20 protein-coding genes are annotated in these 17,423 nt (G+C 61.6%); 9 read left to right on the forward strand and 11 right to left on the reverse strand.

Annotated elements, in window-relative coordinates; genetic code table 11:
• Nucleotides 1-94 precede the first annotated feature (94 nt).
• The 3 genes from hpaE to ACLRGI_RS12940 all read right to left on the reverse strand — a co-directional run bounded on the left by hpaE (nt 95) and on the right by ACLRGI_RS12940 (nt 3,903).
• The gene (gene hpaE / locus ACLRGI_RS12930; protein ID WP_419202045.1) at nt 95-1,606 is read right to left on the reverse strand and encodes a 5-carboxymethyl-2-hydroxymuconate semialdehyde dehydrogenase; all 1,512 of its coding nucleotides are present in this window, start codon (nt 1,604-1,606) and stop codon (nt 95-97) included.
• Between the two features lie 85 nt (nt 1,607-1,691).
• Nucleotides 1,692-2,390: a GntR family transcriptional regulator gene (locus ACLRGI_RS12935; protein WP_419202046.1), complete on the reverse strand. Its 699-nt coding sequence runs from the start codon at nt 2,388-2,390 to the stop codon at nt 1,692-1,694.
• Complete coding sequence (locus ACLRGI_RS12940) at nt 2,383-3,903, reverse strand: fumarylacetoacetate hydrolase family protein (RefSeq protein WP_419202047.1); 1,521 nt, start codon at nt 3,901-3,903, stop codon at nt 2,383-2,385. The genes ACLRGI_RS12935 and ACLRGI_RS12940 overlap by 8 nt, the downstream gene beginning before the upstream one ends.
• A 177-nt stretch (nt 3,904-4,080) precedes the next feature.
• On the opposite strand from ACLRGI_RS12940, the gene ACLRGI_RS12945 reads away from it, so the two are divergent.
• Together ACLRGI_RS12945 and ACLRGI_RS12950 are read left to right on the forward strand one after the other, a co-directional pair.
• On the forward strand, nt 4,081-4,647 hold the full coding sequence (locus ACLRGI_RS12945) for a YdeI/OmpD-associated family protein (protein WP_419202048.1): 567 nt from the start codon (nt 4,081-4,083) through the stop codon (nt 4,645-4,647).
• Nucleotides 4,648-4,689: 42 nt separating this feature from the next.
• Nucleotides 4,690-5,394: an alpha/beta fold hydrolase gene (locus tag ACLRGI_RS12950; RefSeq protein WP_419202049.1), complete on the forward strand. Its 705-nt coding sequence runs from the start codon at nt 4,690-4,692 to the stop codon at nt 5,392-5,394.
• Nucleotides 5,395-5,402: 8 nt separating this feature from the next.
• Here ACLRGI_RS12950 and ACLRGI_RS12955 read toward each other — a convergent pair whose 3' ends face one another.
• A complete protein-coding gene (locus tag ACLRGI_RS12955) occupies nt 5,403-5,837 on the reverse strand; it encodes a hypothetical protein (RefSeq protein ID WP_419202050.1) in 435 nt (144 codons plus the stop codon).
• A gap of 186 nt (nt 5,838-6,023) precedes the next feature.
• On the opposite strand from ACLRGI_RS12955, the gene ACLRGI_RS12960 reads away from it, so the two are divergent.
• The 4 genes from ACLRGI_RS12960 to ACLRGI_RS12975 all read left to right on the forward strand — a co-directional run bounded on the left by ACLRGI_RS12960 (nt 6,024) and on the right by ACLRGI_RS12975 (nt 8,109).
• Nucleotides 6,024-6,221, forward strand: a complete 198-nt coding sequence (locus tag ACLRGI_RS12960; protein ID WP_419202051.1) for a CsbD family protein — start codon at nt 6,024-6,026, stop codon at nt 6,219-6,221.
• Between the two features lie 304 nt (nt 6,222-6,525).
• Nucleotides 6,526-6,798, forward strand: a complete 273-nt coding sequence (locus ACLRGI_RS12965) for a GlsB/YeaQ/YmgE family stress response membrane protein (RefSeq protein WP_419202052.1) — start codon at nt 6,526-6,528, stop codon at nt 6,796-6,798.
• Entirely contained in the window at nt 6,791-7,051 is a 261-nt protein-coding gene (locus ACLRGI_RS12970; protein ID WP_419202053.1) for a hypothetical protein, read from the forward strand. The genes ACLRGI_RS12965 and ACLRGI_RS12970 overlap by 8 nt, the downstream gene beginning before the upstream one ends.
• A gap of 197 nt (nt 7,052-7,248) precedes the next feature.
• A complete protein-coding gene (locus ACLRGI_RS12975; RefSeq protein WP_419202054.1) occupies nt 7,249-8,109 on the forward strand; it encodes an AraC family transcriptional regulator in 861 nt (286 codons plus the stop codon).
• Here ACLRGI_RS12975 and ACLRGI_RS12980 read toward each other — a convergent pair.
• The 5 genes from ACLRGI_RS12980 to ACLRGI_RS13000 form a co-directional block, all read right to left on the reverse strand.
• Complete coding sequence (locus ACLRGI_RS12980) at nt 8,101-8,664, reverse strand: cysteine hydrolase family protein (protein ID WP_419202055.1); 564 nt, start codon at nt 8,662-8,664, stop codon at nt 8,101-8,103. The genes ACLRGI_RS12975 and ACLRGI_RS12980 overlap by 9 nt on opposite strands.
• 42 nt (nt 8,665-8,706) lie before the next feature.
• On the reverse strand, nt 8,707-9,642 hold the full coding sequence (locus tag ACLRGI_RS12985) for an SDR family oxidoreductase (RefSeq protein WP_419202056.1): 936 nt from the start codon (nt 9,640-9,642) through the stop codon (nt 8,707-8,709).
• 379 nt (nt 9,643-10,021) lie between these two features.
• Complete coding sequence (locus ACLRGI_RS12990; RefSeq protein ID WP_419202057.1) at nt 10,022-10,825, reverse strand: DUF1206 domain-containing protein; 804 nt, start codon at nt 10,823-10,825, stop codon at nt 10,022-10,024.
• 116 nt (nt 10,826-10,941) lie between these two features.
• Nucleotides 10,942-11,145 (reverse strand): hypothetical protein, encoded by a 204-nt coding sequence (locus ACLRGI_RS12995; RefSeq protein WP_419202058.1) that lies wholly within the window; start codon nt 11,143-11,145, stop codon nt 10,942-10,944.
• Nucleotides 11,146-11,266: 121 nt separating this feature from the next.
• Entirely contained in the window at nt 11,267-13,165 is a 1,899-nt protein-coding gene (locus ACLRGI_RS13000) for a DUF2264 domain-containing protein (protein WP_419202059.1), read from the reverse strand.
• A gap of 701 nt (nt 13,166-13,866) precedes the next feature.
• On the opposite strand from ACLRGI_RS13000, the gene ACLRGI_RS13005 reads away from it, so the two are divergent.
• From ACLRGI_RS13005 to ACLRGI_RS13015, 3 genes are all read left to right on the forward strand, one after another.
• On the forward strand, nt 13,867-14,460 hold the full coding sequence (locus ACLRGI_RS13005) for a hypothetical protein (RefSeq protein WP_419202060.1): 594 nt from the start codon (nt 13,867-13,869) through the stop codon (nt 14,458-14,460).
• A gap of 227 nt (nt 14,461-14,687) precedes the next feature.
• Nucleotides 14,688-15,617 (forward strand): leucine-rich repeat domain-containing protein, encoded by a 930-nt coding sequence (locus ACLRGI_RS13010; protein WP_419202061.1) that lies wholly within the window; start codon nt 14,688-14,690, stop codon nt 15,615-15,617.
• Between the two features lie 107 nt (nt 15,618-15,724).
• Complete coding sequence (locus tag ACLRGI_RS13015; protein WP_419202062.1) at nt 15,725-16,138, forward strand: DUF4259 domain-containing protein; 414 nt, start codon at nt 15,725-15,727, stop codon at nt 16,136-16,138.
• 442 nt (nt 16,139-16,580) lie between these two features.
• On the opposite strand, the gene ACLRGI_RS13020 is transcribed toward ACLRGI_RS13015, so the two are convergent.
• Both ACLRGI_RS13020 and ACLRGI_RS13025 read right to left on the reverse strand, forming a co-directional pair.
• Nucleotides 16,581-16,997, reverse strand: coding sequence for a hypothetical protein (locus ACLRGI_RS13020; RefSeq protein WP_419202063.1), 417 nt, complete (start codon nt 16,995-16,997; stop codon nt 16,581-16,583).
• Between the two features lie 224 nt (nt 16,998-17,221).
• Complete coding sequence (locus ACLRGI_RS13025; RefSeq protein WP_419202064.1) at nt 17,222-17,356, reverse strand: hypothetical protein; 135 nt, start codon at nt 17,354-17,356, stop codon at nt 17,222-17,224.
• Nucleotides 17,357-17,423 lie beyond the last annotated feature (67 nt).

Below are 17,423 nucleotides of genomic sequence, written 5' to 3' on the forward strand. Positions count from 1 at the left end.
CTTCGTTGAAAGGGGTCATTTGGATGGAGTTTTTGTACAGATACGGCCCTTTAGGACGGGTTTTAGGGGCGTTATCTGTACAAAAACTCCGAGTTTAGGCGCCGAACTTGGGTGTGTGCACAGAGCCGAGCGTGATGTGCACGGCTTGCTGGTCGGTGTAGAAGTCGATGGAACGGTAGCCGCCCTCGTGCCCCAGGCCCGAGGCCTTGACGCCACCGAACGGAGTGCGGAGGTCGCGGACATTGTGGCTGTTGAGCCACACCATTCCGGCTTCCACGTTCTGGGAGAAGTTGTGGGCGCGGGTCAGGTTCTGGGTCCAGATGTAGGCCGCCAGGCCGTACTTGGTGTTGTTGGCCAAGGCGAGGGCTTCGTCGTCGTTCTCGAACGGCGTGATGGCCACGACGGGACCGAAGATTTCCTCCTGGAAGATCCGCGCGTCAGGCGCGACGTCGGCAAACACCGTGGGTGCGATGTAGTTGCCTTCAGGCAGGTGGTCGGGTCGGCCGCCGCCGGCCAGGAGCCGACCTTCCGACTTGCCGATCTCCACGTACGATGCCACCTTGCGGTAGTGCTCAGGGTGGACCAGTGCACCCACCTGTGTCTTGGGATCGTGCGGATCGCCCACCACGATGTTCCTCGCCCGGGCGGCATACTTTTCGCAGAATTCGTCGTAGATGGCGCGCTCAACCAGGATGCGTGAGCCGGCGGTGCAGCGTTCGCCGTTGAGGGAGAACACCCCGAACAGCGCCGAGTCGATCGCGGCGTCAAGATCGGCGTCGGCGAACACGACGCACGGCGACTTTCCCCCAAGCTCCATGGACAGGCCCTTGAGGTTGGCCGCCGCGTTGCGGAAAATCGTCTGGCCAGTGGTGGTCTCGCCGGTAAAGGAGATCAGAGGTACGTCCGGGTGCTTCACCAAGGCATCGCCGGCTTCTTCGCCCAGGCCGTTGACGAGGTTGAAGACGCCGTCGGGAAGGCCGGCGTCCTTGAAGATCTGCGCCCAGAGCGAGGCAGAGAGCGGGGTGAACTCGGCAGGCTTGAGGACCACGGTGTTGCCGGTGGCCAGCGCCGGGGCGAGCTTCCAGGATTCCAGCATGAACGGGGTGTTCCACGGTGTGATGAGTCCGGCGACGCCGATCGGCTTGCGGTTCACGTAATTGATCTGCGAGCCGGGGACCTTCATGGCGTCATCGAACTGGGCCACGATCAGGTCCGCGAAGAAGCGGAAGTTCTCCGCCGCACGCAACGCCTGGCCCTTGGCCTGGGTGATGGGCAGGCCGGTATCGAACGTTTCGAGTTCGGCGAGGCGTGCTTCCTGCGCTTCGACGGCGTCGGCGATCTTGTTCAGCACGCGGGCACGTTCGCGCGGCTTCATCTTTGGCCACGGTCCGTTCACGAACGCTTCGCGGGCAGCGGCGACGGCGAGATCGATGTCTTCCTTTTGGCCGGCCGCAGCAGTGGCGTAGTTTCCGTTGGATACCGGGTCCAGGACGTCGAACGTCTTACCGGACAGGGAGTCAACGAACTCGCCGTTGATGAAGTGCTGGATGTGGGACGGTAAGTTTTCCGGGAGGTAATGCTTGGCGGTCTCTACTGAGGTCGTCATCGTTGTCTTCCTTTTCTTCCAACGCGGGGTCACTTCTGGCCCGTTCGGGTGGTGTTAAGGGGCCATAAGTGACCCCGCGTTGCTCTTAAGTGGTGGTGGAGAGATAGGCGTCCAGCGTGGCTGCACGGTGCTGCCGGGCTGCTTTTTCGATGGTGTCGGCGTCTGCAGCGCCCTCAATAAGCTGCAGCAACGCCTCGTGTTCGCGCACGGATTCCTGGGCGCGGCCGGGGACGAACCGGAACGTCGACGACCTCAGCGAGGTCAGCCGGTTCCAGCCACGGTGCACCAGGTCAAGAATGTGCGGGTTGGGGCAATGCTCAAACAGGACGCTGTGGAAGTCCTGGTTCAGCGCGGTAAAACGGACAGGGTCGAAGTGCTCCAGGCACTCACGCATCTCCTCGTTCACCGCCCGGGCCCGGGCAATGGCTACCGAATCGATCAGCGGCGCTGACAAGGCGGTGGCCGCGCCTTCCACGATGCTCAAGGTCTGCATCGTGTACAGGTACTCGGTGGGATCGATTCCGGCCACCGTGGCGCCTACGTTCCGTTCGAACTTGACCAGCCCTTCGGCTTCGAGGCGGCGAATCGCTTCCCGGACCGGGACCACGCTGAAACCCAGATCCTCCGCGATCTTGGCGAGCACCAGCCGATAGCCGGGCGTGTAGGCACCCTCGACGATCCGCGCCTTCACGGCAGCATAGGCCTGCTGGGACTTGCTTTGGGCGGCGGCACCTTCGACGGTGGTACTTCCGACGGCGATACTTCCGACGGCGGTTTCAGTCACCTTGGGCTCCTTGCCGGCTCTGCCACTCCGCTGTGAGCCACTCCTCGAAGCGGGCCTGCCATTCCTTGTTCATCGGGTACAGCCCATCCACGCTGTTCCCCTCTTGGACCATCTGGAAGATGAAAGCTTCTTCCCTCTCCTGCTGGATGCAGTCATCTGCCAGTTCCTCGGCGATGGCCGGCGGGATAACCAGGATGCCGTCGGAGTCTGCCACGATGATGTCCCCGGGCTGGACCGTTGCTCCACCGCAGGCGATGGTGATATCCGTGTCCCACGGAATGTGGCGGCGTCCCAGCACTGCCGGGTGCGGGTTGGCGAAGTACGTGGGCATCTCCAGGTCGGCCACGGCCGAGTAGTCGCGGACACCGCCGTCGGTGATGATGGCCGCAGCCCCGCGGACCTGGGCACGCAGCGCCAGGATGTCCCCCACGGTGCCGGTGCCCTTCTCGCCGCGGGCTTCCATGACCAGGATTTCGCCTTCGTTCACGGAGTCGATGGCACGTTTCTGGGCGTTGAAACCGCCGCCATGGGTCTTGAACAGGTCCTCGCGATTGGGCACATAGCGGAGTGTCCGGGCCAAGCCCACCACCTTGCGGTCCGGCCGGGTGGCTTGCAGGCCGTCGATGCTCACGTTGTTCAGCCCGCGCTTTCGGAGCTGGGAGGAGAGAGTGGCTGTGGCAACGGATTCCAGCTTCTTCTTCAGCTCGGGAGTCAGCACTGAAGCCGGGGAAACCGGAGCCGGCAGCCCTGCGGCTTCCCGCGATCCGTAGGCCTCTTCGCGCTGGGTGTCGTCCGTCTTGGGCCGCGCGCCAAAGTCAGCGAACGGCGTCGTGCCTTCCGTTACTTTGGTGGCCAAGCGGCCGCTGCTGAGGTCCCCGCCGGTGACTTCGATTTCGACGACGTCGCCGGGCTTGGCCACCGAAGCGCCGGCGGGGGTGCCCGTAAGGATGACGTCCCCCTCTTCGAGCGTGAGCAGTTGGGAAAGGTCCGCGACGAGTTGCGCGAACGGGAAGAGCAGGTCCGCGGTGGTGTCGTCCTGGACCAGTTCCCCGTTGTGCCAGGTGCGGATCCGCAACCGTGTGGGGTCCACGGCGTCGGCCGGGATCAGCGCCGGGCCAACGGGAGTGAACCCGTCACCGCCCTTGGACCGGACGTTGGAGCCTTTGTCTGCATAGCGGAGGTCGTATACGCCGAGGTCGTTGGACGCGGTGACCCATTCGACGTGGCTCCAGGCATCCTCCAACCCCACGCGGCGGGTGGACTTGCCGATCACCAAAGCGATTTCGCCCTCGTAGCCGAGCAGTTCGCAGCCGGCAGGCCGTTCGACCGTGCCGGGTTCGTCCGCCGAACCGAGCGCCAGGGATGAAGACGGCTTCAGGAAGTACGACGGCTGCTCAGGAGTGCGCCCGCGCTGCGCCGCACGGCTGGGGTAGTTGATGTGGACGGCAATGACTTTGCGCGTCCGGGCCAGCATGTCCTGGCTGACTTCCTGGGTCCGGAACTCCAATGTCACGGCGCCTCCTCTTCTTCGAGCTGCATCAAGTACGAAATCGTATACGATAACTATGAACCGCGGACGTGACCCGCGTCAACCCCCTCCACAACCCCAACTGACTGGCAATGGTGGTTGTTATGAGCGCCCAAAACAACCACTATTGCGAGTTAGTTGGGCTAATCAGGAGGGGTGGCGGTGGGGAAGACAGAGCCGGAGCTACTGAGGTTCGCCAGCGGCGCAGAGTGGGAGGATTGGCTCTCCGCGAACCATGAGACCAAGGCCCAAGCCTGGCTTGTGATCGCGAAGAAGAACTCGGATGCCGGCCTTATCGAAATACACGACGCCTTGGACGGCGCCCTCTGCTTCGGCTGGATCGATGGGCAGCGCAAGGGGCACGACGAGAAAACCTTCCTGCAACGCTATTCGCGGCGCAGGCCCCGGAGTTCGTGGTCCCAAGTGAACGTAGGCAAAGTGGAAGCGCTGATACACGCAGGCCGCATGCAAGCAGCCGGGTATGCCGAGGTAGAGGCCGCCAAAGCCGATGGCCGCTGGGAAGCGGCCTACATTTCACAAGCCAACGCCGAAACCCCCGAAGACCTGCTGGAGGTGCTCGCAGAAAACCCAGCCGCCGGAAAAGCCTTTGAAGAGTTGGGCAAGACCGGGCGTTACCTCATCATCCTGCAGGTCCTCAAAGCCCGCTCCCCGGAGTCGCGCGCCAAGATCGTGGTGAAGGCAGTGGAGAAGTTGGCAGAGGGAAGCTAACCACTCTTACAAACTGTCAGTGGGCTCCCGTAGGGTACCGGCATGGACATCATCCTTGTACCCGGTTTCTGGCTGGACGCATCCTCATGGGAGGAGGTGACGCCGCCGCTGGAAGCAGCCGGCCACACGGTTCACCCGCTCACCCTGCCAGGGCTTGAGTCGGCGGATGCAATACGCGCAGGCATCGGCCTTCGGACGCACATCGACGCCGTCGTGGCGAAGGTTGACTCCCTGGACGGCAAGGTCATTCTGGTGGGCCACTCGGGCGGCGGCGCCATCATCCATGGCGTGGCAGATGCCCGCCCGGGCCGGGTGGCCCGCGCCATTTACGTTGACAGCGGGCCGCTCGGTGAGGGCGAGGTCATCAATGATGAACTGCCCGACGACGGCGACGACGTCCCGCTCCCGCCGTGGGAAATGTTCGAAGACGAGGACCTGGTTGACCTCACTGACGAACTGAAGGAAGCTTTCCGGGCACGGGCCATCCCGGAGCCCAAGGGTGTGGCCTTTGACCAGCAACGCCTCCACGACGTCCGTCGTTACGACGTGCCGGCCACGATCATTGCCTGCCAGTTCCCGTCGTCGCTCCTCAAGGAGTGGATGGATGCCGGGCACCCCTTCACAGGGGAACTCGCCAGGATCCGGGATGTCGACTACATCGACCTCCCCACAGGACACTGGCCGCAGTTCACCAAACCCAAGGAACTCGGGGAGGCAATCCTGACCGCCGTCGAACGCTCCAGCTAGACGTACGGCTAGTGGCGGGGCGGCGTGTTGGTGGCCGGACCTTCCGGTGCAGCGCCGCCTTCGTCCGTCCAGTCACTGCCCGTGGCGTCATCCAAGGCGGGATCGGACACCACGTCAGACTTGATGGTGGGAACGGTGGTGACGGTGGGCTTGCTGTTGGAAGTGGAATCAGAACGCTGTCCCGCCTTTGGGGACGTGACGCCCGGGAACATCGCTTCTGCCTTTTCCAGCAACTTCTTGCCAGCCACATACAGGTTGTCCAGAATATCCGGCACGGACTCTTGGACTGCTTCGGTGGCCTGGTGCACGTTCTCTTGAACTTCGGGGTTCTTCCACAGCTTCTCGGTGCCTCCGCGGACCCGCCGGTACACCTCCGGCCAGGACTTCGATCCCCACACGTAGCCGACAGCCACGCCCACGGCGAACAATGCTTTGCCTTTCACAGCGATCACTCCCTTCCGAGGTGTTATTCCTCGACACTAACCCTGTCGGGCACTGCCTGTCACCTGCTCATTGATTGCAGGCCGGTTAATAGTAATTTGCCGAAATAGAACATTCGACTAAACTCTTATGCCAACCTGCGGATAACCGCAGGAAGTAACATCATCACAACCGAGGAGTGAAAACCCATGGGACTGGGTGACAAGATTAATAATGCCGCCGAACAAGCAGGCGGCAAGGTCAAGGAAAAGACCGGCGAAACCACCGGCGACAGGGACCTGCAGGCCGAGGGCCGCGGGGATCAAACGAGGGCGGACCTCAAGCAGTCGGGCGAGAAAGTCAAGGACGCCGCCAGGGACGTTACGGACTCCCTCAAGGGCCACTAGAGCGCGAATCCGCAGCAGTCCGGGCCCGCAAGCAAGGCTTGGCTGATAGTCAGGTTACTTGCTACTTGTCCCGGGAGCCGCTAGCGTTGCTGGTGTAGTACCGAGTCCGACCCAATCGGCAGGAGTGCTCTATTGGCTGTATTTCATAAATTCATCGGGGTTTCACACTAGTTCCAATTCCCCACATTCCATAGGGCCTTCAGGGGCCCCATTAAGGTGCCTACAGCTTGGAACAGGCACCCGGTGAACTTACTCGCTTCATCACGTTCATGGAATTTCCATTAACAAGAAAGTAGGAGCAAAAATGGGTTTCTTTGGTTTTCTTCTGCTCGGTCTTTTGGCCGGCGCTATTGCAAAGCTTATTCTTCCCGGCCGCCAGGGTGGCGGCTGGCTGGTCACTCTCCTTTTGGGCGTCGTCGGCGCTCTTCTGGGCGGCTGGATCGGCGGCCTCATCTTCGGCGAGGGACTAACGGAGTTCTTCGCCATTCGAACCTGGCTCCTGGCCATCGGCGGCTCCCTCATCGTGCTGCTGATCTACGGACTCGTCACCGGACGCCGCAGGACAAACCATGGCTAATAACCAGAACCGCGACGCCAACGGCGACGAACTCGAAGGCCAGTACTCCGAAGGCGACTACGGCGACACCGGGGTGTCCCCGGAAACCCTGAAGGAAGACGCCGGTGGCGACTACACCGCAGGCGACTACTCCGAGAAGACCGTGCCTTCGGCTGACGCTGAACTGAACGAAAAGAATACGGAAGACGTCCCCGAGGACCGGCCTTTCTCGTCCGAACCGGACGACGAAGCTTCAGGCTCCAGTCGCCCGTAACATCTGAAGACAAGCAAGAACCCGGAGAACTGCAGCAGCAGTCTCCGGGTTCTCGCGTTAAAGGAGTTCTTGCGTTGTCCGGATTGTTGCGTTTCCAGGCCTGATACTTTCAGGCATGGATTGTTGGGGCATCGATGCGGAGGTCCGCGTAGCGTCTATGGAAAGGATGGAGAACAGCTTTGCGAGAGGGAGACACGATGCAGGGGTGGAATCAGGCCATAGAGCTCATCGAGCAGGACCTGACCGCGGACATCGAGGTGGGCGCCCTGGCGCGTGCCGCTTTGACGTCCGAGTATCACTTCCGGCGGATGTTTTCCTCCCTTGCCGGCCTGCCAATTTCCGAGTACATCCGCAGGCGGCGCCTGACAGCAGCCACTGCGGAAATCCTGGAGGGCGCCACCGTGCTGGACGTCGCCGTGCGCTATGGCTACGGATCGGCAGAGGCCTTCACCCGCGCTTTCAGGTCCCTGCACGGGCTAAACCCCTCAGAGGCGCGAATGCCGGGCGCTGTTCTCCATTCCCAACCTCAAATGAGGTTCCACCTCCGAGTCGAAGGAAACAGCGACATGAAGCACCGCATTGAAGACAAACCCGCTTTCCGCCTCCTGGGCCTGAAAGCCCGTGTCCCGTTGGTCCACGAGGGACCCAACCAAGCCATCATCGATTTCCAGCGCGCGTTGGACCCCGCTGTCACCAGGCAATTGTTGGAGCTTGCGGACATGGATCCTACCGGCCCGCTCTCAGTCACGGACAATATCGAAGAGCAGCGCACCGAGGGCAGCGAGCTGGATTACTGGCACGCAGTGGCCTCTACCAGGCCGGTTCCGGAAGGTTTCGAGTCCCTTGAGGTCCCGGCCGGCCTGTGGGTTGTCTTTGAAGCTGAGGGAAAATTCCCGGAAGTCCTGCAGGGCATGTGGGCTGACGCCGCCACGGAATGGTTTCCCGCCAACCCCTACAGGTGGGCGCCGGGACCGGAAATGCTCAGTGTCCAAGTAGAGCCCGGCGGAACACACGGCCGTGGACAACTATGGATCCCGACTGAAAAAGACCTACGCTGACGGAGCCGTTCCCAGAAGCTGGCGAATCTCGTCCAAGGGCAACACGTTCTGCCGGTATTCACGGGTAAGGACCCGGAGCACTGACTCGGCGGCCTCCGCATTCTCCGTTCCAATGGCCTCGGCGGCGTAAATCACCTTGATGTTGTGGGCAAAGGCGTCAGCGGCCGTTTGGGCGATGCAGTTATGAGCTGAAATGCCGGCAAGAATAACGGTATCCACGCCCCAGTTCCTTAGCCGCATGGCAAGGTCTGTCCCGAAAAAGGCGCTGTCCCGGGTTTTGATCAGGCGTGGATGGTCTTCAGTGAGCAGGCCGGGAACGAACTCGGCCTGTTCGCTGCCCCTGAAGATGAAGCCCTGGTCATCGTCAAGCATGTTCAGGCTCCACGTGGATTTGTCCCGTTCATGCACGGTTCCGATGAAGAGGACTTTGGCCCCGGCTTGGAGCGCTGCGCTGGTCAAAGAATTGCAGGCAGCAACAATTTCTTCCTGGCGCCCCTTCAATGCAGGATCTTCGAAGTAGGCGTTCTGCATGTCGATCACCAACACAGCAATCATTCGTGTCTCCTAAACCTCTGCCTCAACAAGCCCAACGACGGATCAGAGTCCCTTGCCGCCCGTAACGGGAAGTACCGCCCCTGAAATGTAGGACCCTTCGTCCGACGCCAGCAACACATAGGCCGGTGCCAGCTCAGCCGGTTGGCCGGCCCGACCCAGCGGCGTGTCCTGCCCAAAAGTGGGAAGCTTGTCCGGCCATTCGGTGGCTGGGATCAGCGGGGTCCAGATGGGACCGGGTGCCACTGCGTTGACGCGGATCCCCTTGGGCCCCAGTTCCTCGGCCATGGCTTTGGTGAAGGCCACCTGGGCGGCTTTGGTCATGGCGTAGTCGATCAACTGGGCGGACGGATTGAAGGCCTGGATGGATGCCGTGACAATGATCGAGGCTCCCGGGCGGAGGTGCGGAATGGCTGCCTGCGCCGTCCAGATGAGCGAGTACAGGTTGGTCTTGAAGACGCGGTCGAACTCTTCCGTGGGGATGGTCTCCAAGCCTTCGCGGTTCTTCTGGTACGCCGCGTTCAACACCACCACATTGAGCCCGCCAAGTTCCTGCACGGTGCGTTCCACAATCTCGGCCGCGAATCCTTCATCCCGGGCGTCACCGGGCAACAGCAGGACCTGCGCCCCGCACTCACGGATCCATTCCGCCGTCGACTGCGCGTCTTCCTCTTCCTCCGGAAGATAGCTGATGGCCACATTGGCGCCCTCGCGGGCGTAGGCAATGGCTACCCCAGCGCCGATTCCGGAGTCACCGCCGGTAATGAGGGCGGTCTTGCCTTGCAGGCGCCCGTGCCCCACATAGCTCTTCTCGCCGTGGTCCGGTTGCGGATTCAGTGGTTTGGTGAGTCCCGGCTGTTCCTGCTCCTGCTGGGGAAACTCGTCCGAGTGGTAACCACTGCGCGGATCCGATGGCGCGGAGGTCAGCCGGTTCCCGTCGGCTTGAGGCTTGTCAGTCTGGTTCGAATCACCTTGAGTCATGGTTCTCCCCCTTTTCAGAAGTGCACTACACGGTACCTTTGCCCTGTACCCAGCCTCCCAAGCTCCTAAACGGTGTTACCCGCAGAGAAGTCCCCTTAGCCCTGCGCCACTGGTTGCGGCACGTCTACCCTTCCGGAGTGGCACAGCTTGCCCGGTGCCCTGGATACGTAGTGCAATAGCCAAAGCGAACAAGATGAAGCACGGAGCCCATCATCCGCTCTGGCTTGTTCGAGATGCCGTTGATCCCAATCATGATGATCTGTCGACCATGGAAGAAGGGTAGGGATGATCGCAACATGGAGTGGGCCTCGCGTAACGTCCTGTACGTCATTTCCTCCATGTAGGTTCTGTGGGTGCTCTGGATTCAGGTAGGAGTGAACTAGGTCCGGAGAGTCCTCGCCTTGACCATCAGGAACAACCCATAAGCAATAAGCCCCAGCGCCACGGCAGCCAACAGATACGGTCCATAGGGCTGCTCCCTCAGGGCTTTCAAACTCCCGTCAAGACCGGTCGACTGCTCGGGCCGGGCTCGAACCGCGGCGATGATCACCAGCAGTCCCACAAGGAACAGGGCGATTCCCTTGGCGATGTAGCCCACCACTCCCACCCACAGCTGGAACTTGTGCACGCTCCGGTTGGACGACAGCGAAAGGTCTTTCGTGAACTTTCGACGGAAGCCCCTCACCGCAAAGACGATGCCTGTAATCGCAATGCCGGCACCGATGGCGATCAGGAGGAATACTCCCAACGGTGCCTTCAGGAGCGTGAGGGTGAGGTCGCTGCTGGACTCCCGACTGTTCTGCCCCTGTCCCACGACGAAGGACATGATGGTGGCCGCCAAGGCAGCGAATACCAGCGCCTGGCCCAAGGCTGAGAGCCGCTTGGTCAACTTGTTGTCCGAGGCCAAGCGGTAGCCCAGGATGGCATTTCCCAATTGCCACAAGGCCAGCGCCGCACACGCTGCGAAGCAGGCCCAGAGCAGGAGCGGGCCTGCTGGTTTGCTGGCCAACTCGGTGACCGCGCCACTGACATCGGCCTCCCCGCCGCGTCCCACTGCGAGCTGGACCGCGATGACGCCAATGAGCAGGTGCAGTAGCCCGCTCACGGCATAGCCGGCACGGGCCACCGCTGCGAAGCCCTGCGAATTCGCGGCTTCCTCAGCCACATCAGCGGCCTTTCTCATCTCTTCCTTGATGGCAAGCCTCCTTACTTTCGCGCAGGACTCCATCGTCCCTTAAACAAGGTCGGGCAGGTACTCGTCCTGATAACGAGGTACCCGCCCGAAGAGCTTTAGCCGCCCTAGAACCCAACAACCGATTGAGGCCAAATGCTCCGGAGTCCCGCGCCAAGCGGGTTGAACTGCTCACGGACGGTCACCACGGCACGGGTCTGGCCCACGGTTTCCCCAGCGGGGACCGCGGCATCCGCACTGCCTGCGAAGGCGTCGGAATTCGTGTGGGCGGCGCCGACAGTCATGGACTTGGCGGAGATCTGGTCAGTCATTTCGGTGGTCCTTCCTTGAAGTTCCCGTCAGCGGCTTGGCTGATGTTTCAACCATCGGACGGGGTCCTCAAGAAGGACGCCGGGTCATCTCAAGATTTCGTCAAGATTGTCCCCGCGCGCGTCAGAACGCGAACATCACCTCCAACGCCTGGCCTGAGCCCAGGGTGAGGCTCGCACTGACCCGGCGGTCGTCGTCGAGCAGGTCAAGGGAAGGCCCGACGGCGGAAGGAACCCAAGCGGGCGGCTCACCGCCCAAGTACACCAGTGAGGCGAAGCACTCGCGCTCACCGGATAGCTGACCCTCCAGGTAGCTGCAGGCGGCGTGCTCGCCGAGGGGTGAAACACCCTCCCCCCGGTAGATGCCACCACGTGAGTACCCGTGCAATGGCCAGATGGCCGTGTACAGCCCACCGGCCCTGAGCACGCCCTCACGTTCCTCCAGCGGGAGGGCATCGGCGAGCGCGTAACCACCTTCGCGGACAGTCAATCCGGAGCCGGCCTGCGCCACAACAACATGTACCCGCAGCTCGTACCCACCTGCGGCGGCGGTTCCGGTTGCTACGCGCCACGGGGAATCCGCGGGGTCATCACTGTCACTCCACACGGGGGTATGCCAACTGGCCGCTTGCTTGTGCCACGCCCTGAGGCGGTGGATCCTCGAGCGGCGACTGGGCGTGCCGAAGTCGTTGAGGACGCCGAAGTGGTTATCCACAGGATGCCGGGTGAACATCGGCGCTGTATGGCTGGAATACGCGAGGCGGCGGTAGAGGGGGTCATCGGGGCCGGGTCCGTAGTATTTGTCACTGCCGTGGTTGAGTAGCCGTGCGATACCGTCCGCGGCGGTGGAGTGCAGCAGGTAGTTAGGTCCCTCGGTGTGCTTGAGGGCATCGCTGATTTCCACCGGTGACTGTTCCTCCACAGCGGTCCACACAGGGTGGTCCGGGGGCAGCAGGAGCCCGACGAACGCCTTGGATGTCCAGTAAGGCGAGGCGGGGCCGGAGTATTCCTGCGTCATCGGTTCAAAAGCGCCGAGCCACCCAAGGGATGGCAGGCCGTCGTCGTAAGCGCCGCCGTCGAGGAAGTACTTGGCTGCACCGCTGGCGATCCGGCGGGTCTGGCCCGGATTGAGTGGCGTGGCGGCGATGGCCTCACCCATGAACAGCGGCGCGGCGGCCGCGTAGCGGTAGATCAAGGAACGGCCTTGGAAGATGGGGGCGCCGTTTGAGCCGAAGAAGCTGACGTGGTCCTCCAGGAAAGCGGCGAGTCGCGTCCGGTAGACCTCCAAGCGATCATCGGCCTCAGGGTGCCTGCCGGAGGCAAATTCAGCCCACAGTATCGGGTACAGGTGCATGGCCCAGCCACAGTAGTAATCGAAGAAATCACCGGTGCCGTGGTTGTCCCCGTCCCTGTACCAGCCGCCGTCGACGTACCAGTCCTCCAGCCTCTGCAATCCGTGCTCAATCTGTTCCGCGTTGTGCTCGAACCCGGCGCCGGCCAGGAATTCGGCGATCATCACTTGGAACAACACCCAGTTGTTGTCTACGCAGCTACTCCGCGAGGAACCCTGCAACCAGGCGGCAACCTGCTCCTGCTGGCCGGTGGAAAGCGTGTCCCACAGCCACGGCTTGGTGAGCTGGAGGCCCAGGGCGATGGACGCCGCTTCCACCATCGGTTGAGAGCGATCAGTGATGGGCAGCCACGCTTCAGGGCTGCCGGTCCGGGTTCCTTCCAGGAGCCCTTCCCGGTAGAGGTCCATATGGCCGTGGGGATCGCTGCCGTTCTCACCCGCCACCCGGAACGCCGCCATCAGGAAGGTCCGGGCAAAGCCCTCCATGCCGTCCGATGAAACTCCCGACGACGACGCGCGGCCACTGAGCTGTATGGTCGCCTTGCGCGCGGAGAAGCAGGGGCGCACCGCGAGGAGTTGCTGGTCTGCGAAGGCCACCCAATGCTCGCGCGTCCAGCCGGTGATGGGGCTTAGTTCGAAATCCGGGGCGGGCATGGTGAATCCGGTTGCCATGAGTCTCCTGCGGGGGCACGTAGTAGTAGCCCCACCACCGTAGGCTCCGGGACTGCTTACCGGGGCGAGGTGAACAGAATTGAACTCCCCTGCCCGGTGATGCACTCCGCTCCGGACTACCGGATCAGTGGGATCGTGGGTGCTTCCGCCGAGACTTAGCACAACGCCCTTGGCCGTCAGCTCATCTGCAATGTCCCTGGCATCAGAAGAGAGCGGGCCAGTCGGTGGAGCTTGGCCGCACGAGCGGATGGCCGTCCCGGCGAAGCCCCCATTGCTTTCACAGAGCCCAGGGCCACTTACCCCCGTCAGTCCGTGAGCAACGAAGAATCGCTTTTTCGTCAATGCCGAGGGTACGGAGCCTTTCGTTGCGCGGTCAGGTCCTGGTCGTTCGTCGTGAGCCGGGTATAGCCTTCTACGTGGTTCCGGTCATAAGGAACATGGTTGCAGTAATCCCCCGGTCACCGTGCATTTCATCGTGCGGGTCTTACGTACGTGCCCTTGGCAAGCAAGCGAGCGGAGCGTCTCGGAGGGAGTCCAAGGCACGGTGATCGACCGGCATACGGGCGGCGTTCCTTGCATCGGTAGGGTTGGCGGATGGATCAAGAAGGCGCGGGGTAGCCAGCGACGACGGCACGGTCATTTCGTCGTGAAGTGAACCTCTGGTCAGCGGCAGAGGATCGATACAGCTAGACTCTCAGCCCATGGGGACCGGGGGAAAAGTGCAGAGCTCGTTGAACATTCCGGTACTGCGCCGGCTGGAGACGGCGTGCCTGGCGCTTGCGGCCATGACGGCCGTGGCGCAACTTGGCGCGCTGCTTTTGGTCATCGGCGGGACTGTACTGACCTTCTGGGCCGTCAGCGGCATGCTGCTGGTCGCCTCCGTGACGCTTCGTATGGTCTCCAGTCGGGCAGCTCGCGGCACTGACGTGCCACCGTTTGCAGCGCATGTCCGGCTATTGCGCAGCATCGTGGCCTCTGCGGTGTGCCTCATCTGCCTGGGCGGTGCGTTCAGCGACCTGGGCGCCAGCTACCGCGTTCTGGATCCTCCTGCGGCCAACGGTTGCCGCGCCGTCGCGCGCGAGTTCTCTTTCCTCTTCGCTGGCAGGGGTGACGCGTACGCGGTCAGGTTCGGCTGGATCGGATTGCGCGCGAGCTCGTGGACCACCGACGACGGGTATGAACCGGTAGCCCGCGGCTCGTACACCCTGGACTGGGATGGGAACGATGGCGTCCTCAATCTCATCGGAGGCATTGACCCGGTATGGCCCGCGGCCCATGCCATCCCATGCAGCTGAAAGGGAAGTCAACACACGGCCCGCACGCTGGCGGGTCCGAGCATTACGCTGCGTACCTCATAAATTCTGATGGATTCGAGCTGGAGCTTGTAGCAACCACCTAGGCGATCGTGGCAACGCGTCCGGTAGAGGATCGGCTTACGGGCGCGCGTTCAAGTCCATTTGAGGGCTGTGGCCCCTTTAACACTGAGTCGGTAGGTGCCAACTTACGCCTTAGGATTGCTGGCATGTCCACGACGCCTTACGCGCTGCAGAAGTTGGTTGCCTACGACGGGTATTCGCTTGAGCCGATCCCGGAGGGGAACCGCTTATTTGTCACCGGTCCATGGAATCCTCAGGTTGAGGAACTGGTTGAGAGCGGGTCTGTGCACACGCTGGTGCTCAATATTGCTCATGGATTCAGCTCTCCCTCACTGGAGTTCCTAAGGTCGTGGCCGTTGAAAGAACTCGATATCTTGCTGCCGCCCCTCGATGATCTTTCGCCTGTAAGGAGACTGAGGGAATCGCTGACAGCACTGGCCATTGAGATCTTCGCGGATATTAGGACGCCTCTGGATCTTTCGGGTTTCGCCCAGCTCCGACACTTGTCAGTGCCGTGGGACATGGTGGAAGCCCAGGTCAGTAACTTGGTGGGTGTGGAAGATCTTTACCTTGATAACTATCAGGCGGCTGATCTGAGTACGTTATCGGCTCTTACTTCGTTGAAAAAGCTGAGAATGAAGGGGCGCGTTCGGATCAAGTCCTTGGAGGGTTTGCAGTCATTAGAGAACCTGGAAGAACTCTCCATCCATGGGGCCAGAGGGCTATCTGATGTCTCTGCCTTGCGGACGTCCCCGGCAGCTCAGTCTCTGCGTACACTTCAGTTTGAGTCCTGCCGCAAACTGACCACACTCGACGACGTGGCCTTTGCCTCCGGTGTTCGCTTCCTGAACATGGGAAACTGCGGCGACCTTGAATCCTTGGCCCCAATCCGCAACATGCAGGAACTACGCGAGCTGTTTCTGTACGAGTCGACAACATTCGTTGACGGGGATCTGTCCCCGCTGCTGGATCTCACCAAGCTGACAGATCTCAGGTTGATGAACCGAAAGCACTACCTTCCCAAGGTCACGGAAGTTGAACGTGTAGTTGAGGCCCGCGCAAACCAGCAGGCTTGATCTTCGATTGCGTTCCCTCGCCACTTGAAGCGATTCGAAGGATTACCTGAGCGACGATGGACCAGCACCAAATTATGAATGAACCTCTAGAAGGAGTGCACTGAACCGTGGGTACTTGGGACGTTTCTGTCTTCGGCAATGACGACGCCGCAGACTTTTCCTTTGATTTCGACGACGCCAACACCGTAGAGACAGTGGTCCCGATCCTAGAGACAGCCATGGACTCTGTGCTGAACACTGACGACTACATTGACGCAAGCGAAGGAGCCACCGGCCTTGTCGCTGCTGCCCTGGTGGTCGCCTGGGACCAACCAGAGTTGATGGGTGACGACGCCGCATATGCGCCGGAACCCTGGCCCCGGGCAACAGGCACCCTTCCCCAGCACTTGAGGGTGAAAGCAGCCTCCGCGATGGACCGCCTACTCAAAGAGGAATCGAACGAACTCGCCGAGCTCTGGAACGAATCCGGCGGACTCGAAGACTTCCGCGCCGAAATCATGCGCTGGCGCTCACGGCTTTAGGAGCCACCCTCGTGATGTTGCCTGGAAACGAATTGGTGAGCAATCACTAGCGAAGCGAGCGAGGCAACTTCCACCTCAGCAAGACAAAATATAGGACGGCTCGGCCGCGTCCGGTAAAGGATCCCTTAGAGGCACGGTTTCTGGACGCCGGGTGATGATGGAGTTCCTTGCGATCTAAGCGGGCCTTTGAATCAGGAGAGGCTTGGAGCCCTGCTCGCGCAGGGCCCCCGGACTCGGCCTGACTCGAACAGGCTGCCACCCTCTCCATCTGGGTGCGGTCATCCGGAGCCAGCGCACCTTGAGCGAGGACAAACCCATTCACTCATACTGCCGTGCGGGGTGCTAGCCAAGACACGATAATCACGACAGTTGAGGTGATGTGCGGCCGACGTCGATCCGACGTGCTACACCGCCCGTTCAGGGATCCCTCACCGGGCGCGTGCTACAGATCAGCAGCGGCCCCTTGCGAAGTAAGGATCGTGCCGTCCGAGACGAGTGCCGCACGGATGGATGCAGCCTGGAGGTCGATTATGCCGAGGTCCCCTTCAACGGTGTAGTGGTCTCCCTCGATGATGAGTGAGTGGATATTGCCGTAGTCAACTGACCCGTCAGGGTCACGCGAAGGCCGGGAACTGAGCTGACCCGTCCAGGTCAAATCTGTTACACCTTCGAACACCAGCACCCCCTTGCGGTAGCAGTATTGCTCTCCGGGGCGTGGCGGGGCATAAGAGGGGTGTTCGTCGGTCAGTACGAACTCCGCGGTGATGACAAGCTGTCCTCGGCTTGCATTGATGTCCAATACCCAGCTGTCTTCCAGGTAGAAGCCCCTTAGAACTTCATGCTCAAAGTACTTTCCCAACCTCGGCCTCCCTGTCTGCTATGTACCGATGAATCGCGCGGGTCCGGTCAACTGTAGCGCTGGGTGCAAAGCAGAGGACACGTAAAGCGATGGCCATCCGTACCTTTTGATACAACGTGCCCCTTGTATCGAACACAGCCCGGGGCCCGTGTGACGGACACGAAATGGCCTGCTCCGGGTGTACCGGCGCCGGCCATTCGTTGGTTCAGTAACCTTCCCCCGGGCTAGTCGCGGTAGGCGTGTGCCAGGGTGGACTCCAGGACGGTCTGGGCAGGGCGGCTTTCCTGCGTCCTTTTCTGGCGGCGGTCGATCACGATTTCATTGATCGTGAAGGGAATCAGCACAATCAAGGGCAGCATGATGCCTTGCCAGAAAGGCCAGAGAGAGCACGAGCGGGATGAAGGAAGCGACGAACAAGACACTGTG

The sequence above is a fragment of the Paenarthrobacter sp. PPS72 genome (genome assembly GCF_048537125.1).
GTDB classification, from domain to species: domain Bacteria; phylum Actinomycetota; class Actinomycetes; order Actinomycetales; family Micrococcaceae; genus Arthrobacter; species Arthrobacter nitroguajacolicus_E.

What these genes read in the sequence shown, in the direction of transcription:
- ACLRGI_RS12975 (WP_419202054.1), top strand. Translation starts at nt 7,249, where the DNA reads ATGCAGGGGTGGAATCAGGCCATAGAGCTCATCGAGCAGGACCTGACC.
- ACLRGI_RS13000 (WP_419202059.1), bottom strand. Translation starts at nt 13,165, where the DNA reads ATGGCAACCGGATTCACCATGCCCGCCCCGGATTTCGAACTAAGCCCC.
- ACLRGI_RS13025 (WP_419202064.1), bottom strand. Translation starts at nt 17,356, where the DNA reads ATGCTGCCCTTGATTGTGCTGATTCCCTTCACGATCAATGAAATCGTG.
- ACLRGI_RS12965 (WP_419202052.1), top strand. Translation starts at nt 6,526, where the DNA reads ATGGGTTTCTTTGGTTTTCTTCTGCTCGGTCTTTTGGCCGGCGCTATT.
- ACLRGI_RS12995 (WP_419202058.1), bottom strand. Translation starts at nt 11,145, where the DNA reads ATGACTGACCAGATCTCCGCCAAGTCCATGACTGTCGGCGCCGCCCAC.
- ACLRGI_RS12985 (WP_419202056.1), bottom strand. Translation starts at nt 9,642, where the DNA reads ATGACTCAAGGTGATTCGAACCAGACTGACAAGCCTCAAGCCGACGGG.
- hpaE (WP_419202045.1), bottom strand. Translation starts at nt 1,606, where the DNA reads ATGACGACCTCAGTAGAGACCGCCAAGCATTACCTCCCGGAAAACTTA.
- ACLRGI_RS12950 (WP_419202049.1), top strand. Translation starts at nt 4,690, where the DNA reads ATGGACATCATCCTTGTACCCGGTTTCTGGCTGGACGCATCCTCATGG.
- ACLRGI_RS12960 (WP_419202051.1), top strand. Translation starts at nt 6,024, where the DNA reads ATGGGACTGGGTGACAAGATTAATAATGCCGCCGAACAAGCAGGCGGC.
- ACLRGI_RS12980 (WP_419202055.1), bottom strand. Translation starts at nt 8,664, where the DNA reads ATGATTGCTGTGTTGGTGATCGACATGCAGAACGCCTACTTCGAAGAT.
- ACLRGI_RS12970 (WP_419202053.1), top strand. Translation starts at nt 6,791, where the DNA reads ATGGCTAATAACCAGAACCGCGACGCCAACGGCGACGAACTCGAAGGC.
- ACLRGI_RS13005 (WP_419202060.1), top strand. Translation starts at nt 13,867, where the DNA reads ATGGGGACCGGGGGAAAAGTGCAGAGCTCGTTGAACATTCCGGTACTG.
- ACLRGI_RS13010 (WP_419202061.1), top strand. Translation starts at nt 14,688, where the DNA reads ATGTCCACGACGCCTTACGCGCTGCAGAAGTTGGTTGCCTACGACGGG.
- ACLRGI_RS12990 (WP_419202057.1), bottom strand. Translation starts at nt 10,825, where the DNA reads ATGAGAAAGGCCGCTGATGTGGCTGAGGAAGCCGCGAATTCGCAGGGC.